Source organism: Candidatus Bathyarchaeota archaeon (assembly GCA_029882535.1).
Lineage (GTDB): Archaea > Thermoproteota > Bathyarchaeia > Bathyarchaeales > SOJC01 > JAOUKM01.
This window is the reverse complement of sequence record JAOUKM010000068.1, coordinates 1-3,401: the sequence shown is the minus strand read 5'-3', so window position 1 is coordinate 3,401 and position 3,401 is coordinate 1. Positions and strand designations below refer to the sequence as shown.

Here is a 3,401-nt window from a genome sequence, read left to right as displayed (position 1 = left end):
GTACTGGAATGGCCTGCTCTTGTTCTTCTCCAGTTTCTTCTGAAACATCTTATCCATATTAATTGAAGGACATGCTAGTCGGCTTGCATCCAAAACGTAGAATATTACATCGATTAGTTCTTCTGCTATTTCCTCTTCACTTCTACCCTTTTTCCAAGAATCGCTTGCTTCGCCTAGTTCTATAAATGCAAAAAGAAGCTTTTTCGGAATATCCTCAGCCTTATTGTAGAACCCCTTCTCCAAAACAAGTCTCTCTATTTCATTCTTCATTTCTTCCAGATGCACATTGACTTGCTCCTACTTTGGTGAGAGATCTAGGTTTCTAATTTATCATCAAGTTAAAAAAAATTGTGGGCTTCTGATTTTCTACAGGCTAGAAGGCGCGCGAATTGTGACATACGACAAAAAATGTCAAAAAATAGAGGAAGTAGGATAGATTTACTCGCCGATCACTTTTTCTGCAGCTATTTTGATGTCCTTTCTCTGGACGGTCTTTCTTCCGGCGTGCTTAGCGTAGCCTATGGCTTCCTTTGCGATCTTAACACCGACTTCATCGAGAACTTTGGCTAACTCTTCTGCAGCCGCTTCACTGACCCTCTCGGCACCAGCTTTCTTACAGATTCTGTGCATCGGGGCAACAGCCAACTCTGGGTCTGCCATACAACCCCCTCCTTAGCCTCTTTTTTTGTTTAAGCCACTATTTAAAATTTGCTTGTCATATTGAAACCTCATCGTCTTCCTTTTTCTATTTGGATACACGTCCTCGCTTTTTCCAGTGGTCTACACTACTACAATGAAAAGCCAGAAACACCTTTTCTCCAGTGTTGATGAAGAAGAAGAAAAAACGGAAATTCCTGATGTTATCACACTGACAGAGGCTCTACAAATACCTGATTCAGCATACTCAAGCAATTGTTGTTAGCGTAAACAATAAAAGAAACATACGAGAATGCGTTTTCTATATCACAACAAAACGGAACAAAGACACACTCGTAATGGAGAACTGAAAGTTTGGGTAATGTGCGACCAGAGCATGTGAAAAGGGTAGCGCGAGAACTTCTGAGACGTTACGCAGATAAATTCACTACAAATTTTGATGAAAACAAAGAAATTATTCAATCTGTGACAAATATTGCTTCAACAAAGCTAAGAAACCGAGTGGCAGGTTATGTAACTCGGATACTAGCCACGCAAGTTGCCCAAACTTCTCAATCAAACGAGGAGGCAGAATAGGCTTTATATCTTGTTCCATTTATTGCATAAAGCACATTGAAAAGATGAGGCACCCAAGATATGTCAATGATAAATAACTATCAAACAGGATGGGCTTCGCGGTATCTCAGAGAAGCCAAAGCAGAATTCACAGCTGCACAGAAGACGCCGTACATGGCGTCAAGTCTAATCTTAGAAGCAGTGCGGAAGGCTCAGATGGCTATTTACTACAGCCTTGGAGAACCCGCATTCATAGAAACAATTGTTCGTGAGGCAATGCACAGAGAACAGCTCATAGAAGATCCCATCTTAAGGTGCCTTGTTGAAATTGAACGAACGGTACAACAAGTGGCACAGATCGCTGAACCGGGTTATGAATCTGTAATACAGCAAGTCGAAGAGTTAATCAAGATTGCCTCTGATATAGTTGAACTTTTCATTGGCAAAGAAACTAACTAATTTCTACATTAAGTGTCTTATAGTTCTATTGCAGATGAAAGCATGTCCGTCGCTCACGTCATTTACCATGGGAAACTAAATCTTTGCAATAGTTGATGTGCGCGACATCTATCAACCTTTTTTCTCTGTCTTCGCAACTTCTGGATTTACCAGATTTGGTGGAGTCTTTCCTTCAAAGAATGCAACCAGGTTTTCGGCGACCATTTCTGCCATTCTTGAACGCGTCTCATAACTCGCACTCGAGATATGAGGTGCCACAACCACATTGTTAAACTTCAGCAAGGGATTCTGCATCGGTGTTGGCTCTTGTTCAAAAACATCAAGTCCAGCTCCTGCAATCCAACCTTCCTTTAGGGCCTTGAATAGGGCTTTCTCGTCGACTATTGGACCGCGCGCATTGTTTATTAGGTATGCCGTCTTTTTCATCATCTTTAGTTTCTTCTCATCAACTAAATGGTATGTCTCTTTGGTTAGAGGCGCGTTAATGGTTATGAAATCAGCTTTTTGAAAGAGCAAGTCGATGTCAGTGAATTGCATGTTGTACTCCTTCTCGAAGTCGGGTCTTCTTATGATATCGTAATAGAGGGCTTTCATGTCGAAGCCCTTAGCTCTTTTCGCTATTGCGCAGCCTATCCTTCCGAGACCAACTATGCCTATCGTAGCCCCGTACACGTCTCTTCCCTGTATCATCATTGGGTGCCATCCAACTTTCCAGTTTCCAGAACGAACGTATGTGTCAGCCTCAACGACTCTCCTGGCTACCGCCATCAAGAGTGTCCAAGCGAAATCGGCAGTGGTTTCAGTGAGTACGCCGGGTGTGTTGGTCACATAGATTCCTCGTTTTGTCGCTTCCTTGACCTTGATGTTATCAAATCCAACAGCCATTTGAGCAACAATCTTGAGGTTAGACGCGACATCGAAAACTTCTGCATCCATCTCGTCTGACAAGAGTGTTGCTAGGGCATCAACTTCCACTGCCTTCTTAATTATGATCTTCTTAGGCGGAGGAGCATATTCTCGCCAAACCTCAGTGTCAAACCTTTCCTCAATAACATGCAGTCCTCGCTCTGGCATCTCACGAGTAACGAAAACCTTTGGTTTTGACAAGTTCTTATCACTTCTATGTATTTTTAGGGTTCTTGTTATGCTCGCAAACTTATTACGCTTACGGCCAATAATTAATGAGGTTGACAAAAGAATCGCCGTCGTGCGTGAGATAGATATGGTTACTATAAGAAATGCCGAAGAGCTGTTAAAAAATGCGAGGTCAAGCCTTGATCGAAAGGCCCGGGAACTAGCCTTAGACGCTCTCAACGCAGCCCTAGAAGCTGCAGACCCTAAAGTCATAATCAAGTCTCAAGTCAAGGTGGAGAGAGATATACTGAAAATTCGAAACTTTTCTTTCAACTTGAATGAGTACAGAAACATCTTTGTTGTAGGTGGAGGCAAAGCCAGCGGGTATATGGCTGAAGCTTTGGAAGAACTTTTAGGAGATCGGATAACTGATGGGATCATAAATGTGCCTTATGGTGGTCCTCTATACAAGACCCGGAAGGTAAAACTTCAGCACGCTAGCCACCCTATACCCGATACTTCGGGCGTGAAAGGCGCAAGCCGCATGCTGGATTTGGCTAGTCAAGCCAAAGAGAATGATTTCATAATTTGCTTGCTGTCTGGTGGAGGATCAAGTCTGATGCCTCAACCATGCAGTGGTGTATCTTTACCCGATA

Annotated in this window: 6 protein-coding genes; 3 read left to right on the top strand and 3 right to left on the bottom strand. The window is 42.8% G+C overall.

Annotation, left to right across the window (positions count from 1 at the left end; genetic code table 11):
• Nucleotides 1–270, bottom strand: a 270-nt coding sequence (locus OEX01_09530) for a hypothetical protein (GenBank protein ID MDH5449223.1), incomplete at its 3' end; no start/stop codon positions are given.
• Between the two features lie 168 nt (nucleotides 271–438).
• Nucleotides 439–660, bottom strand: a complete 222-nt coding sequence (locus tag OEX01_09525) for an NFYB/HAP3 family transcription factor subunit (GenBank protein MDH5449222.1) — start codon at nucleotides 658–660, stop codon at nucleotides 439–441.
• 351 nt (nucleotides 661–1,011) lie between these two features.
• Here OEX01_09525 and OEX01_09520 point away from each other — a divergent pair, with 351 nt between their 5' ends.
• Both OEX01_09520 and OEX01_09515 read left to right on the top strand, forming a co-directional pair.
• The gene (locus tag OEX01_09520; protein ID MDH5449221.1) at nucleotides 1,012–1,233 is read left to right on the top strand and encodes a 30S ribosomal protein S17e; all 222 of its coding nucleotides are present in this window, start codon (nucleotides 1,012–1,014) and stop codon (nucleotides 1,231–1,233) included.
• Nucleotides 1,234–1,293: 60 nt separating this feature from the next.
• Nucleotides 1,294–1,671 carry a hypothetical protein gene (locus tag OEX01_09515; GenBank protein MDH5449220.1) on the top strand — a complete coding sequence of 126 codons (378 nt, stop codon included), beginning with the start codon at nucleotides 1,294–1,296 and terminating at the stop codon, nucleotides 1,669–1,671.
• Between the two features lie 111 nt (nucleotides 1,672–1,782).
• Here the strand turns inward: OEX01_09515 and gyaR are convergent, their stop codons facing one another.
• Entirely contained in the window at nucleotides 1,783–2,778 is a 996-nt protein-coding gene (gyaR, locus tag OEX01_09510; GenBank protein MDH5449219.1) for a glyoxylate reductase, read from the bottom strand.
• A gap of 37 nt (nucleotides 2,779–2,815) precedes the next feature.
• On the opposite strand from gyaR, the gene OEX01_09505 reads away from it, so the two are divergent.
• On the top strand, nucleotides 2,816–3,401 hold a 586-nt coding region (locus OEX01_09505), incomplete at its 3' end, for a glycerate-2-kinase family protein (GenBank protein ID MDH5449218.1).